The organism is Streptomyces atratus (assembly GCF_014648655.1).
Taxonomy (GTDB): Bacteria; Actinomycetota; Actinomycetes; order Streptomycetales; family Streptomycetaceae; genus Streptomyces; species Streptomyces atratus.
In genome coordinates this window covers 1-6,404 of record NZ_BMRN01000114.1, presented here as the reverse complement: position 1 = coordinate 6,404, position 6,404 = coordinate 1, and the positions used below count along the sequence as shown (strand labels likewise).

Below are 6,404 nucleotides of genomic sequence, written 5' to 3'. Positions count from 1 at the left end.
TCCCGCGGCTGGGACTCCAACCACAATTCAAGGGCAGACAGGCGCGGTCGTGTCGCTTCCAGGACTTCCCAGAACCAATCAGGAACATGATCCGGTCCCATTTCCGCTCCTGTGGCGATGGCTGCGGTACCCACCCGACCGTACAACGGGGACGGAGTCCAGGGCGGCGTCATTCAGTGAGTCTGTCCGATTTGATCACGTGATGCCGAGGTGGCAAGGCCCCGGTTCGTCGCGGGCGTGGTGGCGGAGGTCAGCGGCACTGCTGGTGTGTCCGCTCAGGCGGAGGGCTCTTATGGCCAGGTTGCGCAGTCAACACCCAGGTGGAACGCCGGTCCCATGGGACGTGGCAGACGGTCCATGAGACAGTCGCGGCACGGCTCACCGATCGTCACTGAGAAGAAGGATGTGCGACACGATGCTGCACGAGATGAGTGAATGCGCTGGTCAGAGGCCCGACGACTGACGTCGATAGCGTGTTCCTGGCCAGTGCTCAAGGCCAGTCCCCACCCCGACGTGCGTTGCCGGTAACGGCTCGGTGCGGAGCTCGGGGGAGAAGCCCAAGGGTCCGCGTTCCATCCGCAGACCACAGGCAAGGGGAAGACCGGACGGGTGAAGGCGACTGAACCCCTGATGATGCTTCGTGATCTTTGGCTCTGCAGATGGGATGTTCCAGCGGAGTGCAGGACTGGCCGTTGAGAAGCGGCAGGCGCCGGTTGGGGATTCCTTGCCAGCCGGGAGAGCATCGCCGTCCCGGAGTAAAGGGGGCACCCACCCCGGTCGTATCTCGCTCGCGTGGAACGTGGTAGCCCCGATGGGGTCCGGAGGGATCTTCTCCGGTAAGCCGACCGTAAGGAAGGCCCAACTCCCCAGCGGGCACAGGATGATCCAAAAAGCCAAGGCCGGCAGCCGAAAGGCGACAGGAAACCGGGTGCCTTCCCGTCAGAGCATGGCAGTCAGGCGCTGAACGCTGCGGCTGCCCTCACGACGTACGCCCAGGGGGATCAGGGCGGCATGGGTCGGCAGGCGCACGCCACCGGTGAACGCCACCCGAGTACCCGGGCCTTCTGGCGCCGCCGCCACGCCGAGCACGAGCAGCAGGAACCGACTCTGCAACCAGCACCAGCACCAGCACCAGCACCAGCACCAGCACCAGCCGGGCCGCTGCACGCCGCGCAGCCGTGCCCGCATCCCGTACCTGCTGTGCGCCAGCGCCTCCACACGCTCGCCCTGCCGACGGACGACGTGCAGCCGTTCCATGTTCCATGTCGGGCACGACCTGCCCGAAGGCACCCTCCAGGTCGCCCAGCAGGGACCAGACCCGTTCGAAGGGGGCGTCCATGTGCGCCTCGGTCACGTGGGCGCCGCGAATACCGCCGGCCAAGACATGCAGGCGGCGCACGGGGTCGAGGTCAGTGATGGGCCAGGGATCGTTCATCCATCACGCTTGCCGGACCCGCCCCATCTGGCAGTACTGGACACGTCCCGGCTTTGTCAGGGCCGCTCTCGCCCTCCCCGGCACCACCCGGATCAGGCTGCCCTCAGCTTCAACCCGACTGCTGCGAAAGCGGGTTGGTGCAGGTCTTCCACCTCCACTCGAACCAACAGCGCCTCACGGCGCAAACGGAAGTTGAGCCAGAACCGTTTGAAGTGAACCAAGCCACGTGGGTCATGCACTTCAGCGCTGGCGCGACTTTTCGAGGAAGTCGGGGTCGGAGGCGAGGACGCCGCCCTGCGCCCAGTACTTGACCGGGTTGGCGTGGAACAGGACGAGGATCTTGTCGCGCGGGATACTCGTGACGCGGTGCACGGTCTCGGTGACCTCGGTCAGCAGTTCCTGCGTCTGCTCGTCCCCGGCGCCCTCCCAGGCGGCGATGTTGATGATGGGCATCGTGCTTCTCTCTTTCGTCTCTTCTTCAAGGGGATACCGCTGCGCCGGTCTCGCGGCGGCATCGGGGTGGCTACTGGCGCTGCGTGCTCCATTTGTCGTGGAGCCACATCTGACTGCGGCAACGGGCTTCGGCGCTGTTCCGGGCGACATCGCGTTCGTAGGTGACGGTCTGGCCGTGCTCGCCGACGATGACCCGGGCGTGGAGCCCGGCCGCTGACGAGTCGTGGCAGCCACTCGTCGATGGCCGTGCCGTCCGGCCCCGACCGAGGACTTCGGTCGGGGCCTGCACCGGCATACGAGCCGGTCGGAGTACGTCACGACGTGGATGTGTCCTGGAACCGGCGGGCGAGGTAGTTGAGCCAGGTCTGCTGGAAGGTGGCCGCGAGCTGCGACTCCGGGGCGAACAGGTCGAAGGCGTGGTAGGCGCCCGGGTAGAGGTGCAGTTCGACCGGGACCCCGTGGGCGCGCAAGCGCGCGGCGTAGTCGAGGTCCTCATCGCGGAAGCAGTCGAGTTCGCCGACCGCGATGAAGGTCGGCGGCAGTGCGCCGAGGTCCTGCGCGCGGGAGGGGGCCGAGTACGGTGAGACGTCGTCGCTTCCGGTGCGGTCCCCCAGGATCGCCCGCCAGGCCAGGATGTTCGTGGAGCGGTCCCAGATGCCGATGTCGGTGATTTCGTGGCTCGACGCAGTCAGGTTGCGGTCGTCCAGCATGGGGTACGTCAGCGATTGGAACAGAGGCGCCGCGCCGCCGCGGTCCCGGACCAGCAGGACGGTGGCCGCCGCGATGCCTCCGCCACCGCTCTGGCCCGCGATGCCGATCCGGGCACCGTCCAGACCCAGGGTCTCCGCTTCGCGGACGAGCCACTGATAGGCGGTGAAGCCGTCCTCGGCGGCGCCGGGAGAGGGTGTTTCCGGGGCGAGCCGGTAGTCGACCACGGCGACGGCGCAGCCGAGCCGCGAGCACAGCCGCTTGAGCCAGGGGTCGTCCTGGGCTGCGAAGCCGAGTACCTGGCCACCGCCGTGGAACCAGAGCATCACCGGCAGTGGTCCTCGCGCGGTCGCGGGCCGCAGCACGCGGACCGGCACGTCGGGGCCGTCCGCCCGGCTGACGCGGTGCTCCTCCGTTGTGACCGACGGGTCACCGGGCTCGCTCTCGGCGATCGACTCGGCCTGCGCGCGCAACGCCGCACGCGTCGCGGGAATGTCGGTGAGGTCGAACGCGCCGTTGGGCGTCATGGGGACGCCGTCGAGTGCCTGGCTCAGTTCCCGGTCCATCAGCAGACGGGAAACGGACATGGTTGTGCCTACTTTCTTTTCTCTTTCCATGGCAGGCGCCGCTCCGGGCGGCGCCGGGCGGGGGCGGCTCAGGCCTGGAACTCGTCGATGACGACTACGCCGGTCGGTCCGTAGTTCTCCAGGGACTCCAGCACCCCGCTCGCCTCGTGCAGGCCGACGGTGCGGGTCACGATCCGGCCGGGGTCGAGGCGGCCGGCGGCGATCATGTTCAGCATCGTGCCGAACCGCTGGCCCTGCATGCCGAAGGCACTCAGGATCTCCAGCTCCTTGACCATCATGACGTCGATCGGCAGCGCGACGTCCCCCTTCTCCGCGGCGGTGGTGTGCCCGAGCTGGAGGTGGCGGCCGCGCGTACGCAGGGACAGGACGGAGTTGCGGCAGGCCTCGGCGATCCCCACGGAGTCGACCGACACGTGCGCTCCGCCCCCGGTGAGGGTCTTCACGGCCTCCGCCGGGTCGTCCTTCGCCGCGTTGACGGTGTGGACCGCGCCCAGGGCCCGCGCGGCCTCCAGCTTCTCGTCCGTGATGTCGATCGCGATGACGTTGGCACCCGTCGCCGCGGCGATCTCCACCGTCGACAGGCCCATGCCGCCGCCGGCTCCGTACACCGCGACCCATTCCCCGCCGCGGACCTTCGCCTGGTCGACCACGCCGTGGAAAGCGGTCATGTAGCGGCAGGCGAGGGCGGCGACGTCCGTGAAGCCGACGGACTCCGGTACCCGGACCAGATTGACGTCGGCGAAGCGGACCATGACGTACTCGGCGAAGGCGCCCCAGTAGGACACTCCGGGCACGAGCGAGTCCACGTGCTCGCACACCTGCTGGTTGCCGCTGCGGCACATCTCGCAGGAACCCTCGCCGGGGTTCATCGGGAAGATGACGCGGTCGCCCTCCCGCCAGTCCCGCACGTCCCGTCCGACCTCCACGACCGTGCCGGCGAACTCGTGGCCGAGGACGAACGGCGGCTCGACGCTCGGCCCTCCCGTCCAGAAGTTCCCGGCCCACAGGGCCCAGTCGGTTCGGCAGATCCCGTTCGCCCCGACGCGCAGGATCGCGCCGTCCGGCGGGCAGACAGGGTCGGGCACGTCGCGGACGACGAGCGGCTTGTTGAGTTCTTCGATGACTGCGGCGCGCATGGACGCGACCTCCGGGTGGCTCGTGGTGCAGGGAAGGCGTTCAAAGTCCACCGGTTTAAGTGGTGGACTTGAAACCTAGGTGCTTGCCCGGCGCGTTGTCAACCACATAAAGTGGTGGACATGGATGACAAGAACGGTCGCCGCGAAGGGCGCCAGCGCGCCAAGGCCGACTTCCGCTTCGACGACGCGCGGCTCTGCTTCGCCTTCGCCGGCACCCTGGCCGATCGCGGCACGGACACGCCCTTCGAACGGCTGGCCCGGCCGGAGGACCTGGGCCGCTGGAGCGTGGAGAGCGGCTGCACCACGGTGGCGCCGGCCTGCACCGAAGCCGACCTGGGCCGCGCCAGACGACTGCGCGAGGCGGTCCAGCGGACCGGCCAGGCCCTGGCGGACGAAACCGCGCCCGCCCACGAGGACATCGCGCTGATCAACAGCGCGGCCGCCGAGCCCACATCCGTACCCGAACTCTCGGCCGACGCGACCTCCGTGCACTGGCGCGGGGACGAGGTCGCGGCGGCGCTCTCCATGGTCGCGCGGGACCTGATTGAGCTCTGCCGCTCGGACCACCGCACACGCGTCCGCATCTGCGGAAACCCCGCGTGCGGCACACCCTTCGTCGACACCTCCCGCGCGGGCGCCCGCCGCTGGTGCTCGATGAAGACCTGCGGCGCCCTCGCCAAGAAGCGCACCTACCGGGCGAGGACGCAGAGCGGGTCCTGACCCCGACCCGGGAGCAGCGGGTGTCCTGGTCGATCCCACCCTGGGCATCGACGATCACGGCCGCGCCGAGGGGAGCCCCGACTTCCACCCCCGGCGCGGACCCCTCCATCGACCGCAGGCAGCGTCGACTACACCGAGGAGTGGACGACGAAGGACAACAGTCCACCGGTCTGCGGGCGTCTCCTGACCGTGCGGCCGCGTGAACGCCGGTACCCGGATGAGGGCGTGCCGCCTACTGGTTCGGCCTGCCACGCGCTCACGCCGGTCACGCCCGGAAAGGCACGGCCAGCACCGGCACATGGACCGACCGGGTGCCGCCGTGTCACCCGATCCGGATGACGGCGCCCCCCCGGCGGGCGGTTGGGGAGGGTGATGTCGCTCCAGTACGGAACCCTCTCCGCGTCACCGTCCATGTCGTAGGAGGTCAGGTCGAGTCGCTCCTACCCTCGTTCGCGAACAGTCGGCCCTGTCGCGGCCGCCGAGGTACGACCGGAACTTCAGGAAGTCGTTGCGGCCCCAGTCGCACTGGACGCACCCAATCGTGGCGGCACGCGCCTGCGACCGCAGCACGGACTGACACGGGCGCGGGGCTCTGCGCCACCGGGCCAAAGGGCAGCCGGCTACACCCCTTGCGAGGAAGAGCAGTGTGCTCCTCGTCGAAGGCCGCCGCGAGGGCGGGGCCCGTCACGACCCGGCGGAAGGGGACGACGGCAACGGCCACGAACGCGGCAAAGAGAGCGAACGCCGGGCGCATGCCGAGCTGTTCGGCGAGCAGTCCCATCACTCCGGTTCCGATCGGCATGGCGCCCCAGCTGAAGAAGCGGCTCACGGCGTTGTACCGGCCGAGCATGGCGTTGGGGACGAGGTGCTGCCCGACGGTGCGCGCGTTGACCGTCCACAGCGCCCCGCTCATGCCGCCCGCGAAGGCCGCGGCGGCGACCGCCCGGAGATCGGTGGTGAGCGCGGGCACCGCCATCATGGCGCGGGTGCCGAGCAGATCGGCGAACATCACCCTGCGCCGCCCGAGGAGACGGTTGGCCCGGCCGACGGTGAGAGCGCCGACCAGGCCACCGATGCCCAGGATGCTCAGGAGCAGTCCGTACTCCCGGGGGCCGAGTTCCATCACCTCGGTGGCAAACAGTGGCATGAGCGCCAGCCAGGCTCCCCAGCACGCGCAGAGGACCGTCAGGATCATGGACAGGGTGCGCGGCAGCGGGTGCCGCCACAGCTAGGTTCTGTCTGACAATGGATCTTGGATGGGTTTGAACCGCCGACTTATATGGGGAAAGCGGGACGCGGTCGGGTTGGCCGCTCGTAGCGTGCCGTAGGACGCCGGTCCGGGTGACTCGTGAACCGTCTGCCGCT

General features: G+C 69.2%; 6 protein-coding genes and 1 pseudogene. 2 read left to right on the top strand and 5 right to left on the bottom strand.

Annotated features, from left to right (window positions below):
• Positions 1–939: 939 nt before the first annotated feature.
• Complete coding sequence (locus tag IEZ15_RS46215) at positions 940–1,257, bottom strand: hypothetical protein (protein WP_229846577.1); 318 nt, start codon at positions 1,255–1,257, stop codon at positions 940–942.
• A 418-nt stretch (positions 1,258–1,675) separates the two neighbouring features.
• A complete protein-coding gene (locus tag IEZ15_RS43065) occupies positions 1,676–1,888 on the bottom strand; it encodes a tautomerase family protein (protein WP_114242980.1) in 213 nt (70 codons plus the stop codon).
• A gap of 1 nt (position 1,889) precedes the next feature.
• On the opposite strand from IEZ15_RS43065, the gene IEZ15_RS43060 reads away from it, so the two are divergent.
• Positions 1,890–2,105: a hypothetical protein gene (locus tag IEZ15_RS43060; RefSeq protein WP_189282385.1), complete on the top strand. Its 216-nt coding sequence runs from the start codon at positions 1,890–1,892 to the stop codon at positions 2,103–2,105.
• A 97-nt stretch (positions 2,106–2,202) separates the two neighbouring features.
• Here the strand turns inward: IEZ15_RS43060 and IEZ15_RS43055 are convergent, their stop codons facing one another.
• Both IEZ15_RS43055 and IEZ15_RS43050 read right to left on the bottom strand, forming a co-directional pair.
• Positions 2,203–3,183, bottom strand: coding sequence for an alpha/beta hydrolase (locus tag IEZ15_RS43055; protein WP_189282384.1), 981 nt, complete (start codon positions 3,181–3,183; stop codon positions 2,203–2,205).
• Between the two features lie 68 nt (positions 3,184–3,251).
• Complete coding sequence (locus IEZ15_RS43050) at positions 3,252–4,319, bottom strand: alcohol dehydrogenase catalytic domain-containing protein (protein ID WP_189282383.1); 1,068 nt, start codon at positions 4,317–4,319, stop codon at positions 3,252–3,254.
• A 120-nt stretch (positions 4,320–4,439) separates the two neighbouring features.
• Between IEZ15_RS43050 and IEZ15_RS43045 the strand changes: the two genes are divergently transcribed.
• A complete protein-coding gene (locus IEZ15_RS43045) occupies positions 4,440–5,039 on the top strand; it encodes a CGNR zinc finger domain-containing protein (protein ID WP_189282382.1) in 600 nt (199 codons plus the stop codon).
• A 685-nt stretch (positions 5,040–5,724) separates the two neighbouring features.
• On the opposite strand, the pseudogene IEZ15_RS46210 reads toward IEZ15_RS43045, so the two are convergent.
• A pseudogene (locus tag IEZ15_RS46210) lies at positions 5,725–6,267 on the bottom strand (MFS transporter); the annotation flags it as partial.
• Positions 6,268–6,404: the final 137 nt, after the last annotated feature.

What these genes read in the sequence shown, in the direction of transcription:
- IEZ15_RS46215 (WP_229846577.1), bottom strand. Translation starts at nt 1,257, where the DNA reads ATGGAACGGCTGCACGTCGTCCGTCGGCAGGGCGAGCGTGTGGAGGCG.
- IEZ15_RS43065 (WP_114242980.1), bottom strand. Translation starts at nt 1,888, where the DNA reads ATGCCCATCATCAACATCGCCGCCTGGGAGGGCGCCGGGGACGAGCAG.
- IEZ15_RS43055 (WP_189282384.1), bottom strand. Translation starts at nt 3,183, where the DNA reads ATGTCCGTTTCCCGTCTGCTGATGGACCGGGAACTGAGCCAGGCACTC.
- IEZ15_RS43050 (WP_189282383.1), bottom strand. Translation starts at nt 4,319, where the DNA reads ATGCGCGCCGCAGTCATCGAAGAACTCAACAAGCCGCTCGTCGTCCGC.
- IEZ15_RS43045 (WP_189282382.1), top strand. Translation starts at nt 4,440, where the DNA reads ATGGATGACAAGAACGGTCGCCGCGAAGGGCGCCAGCGCGCCAAGGCC.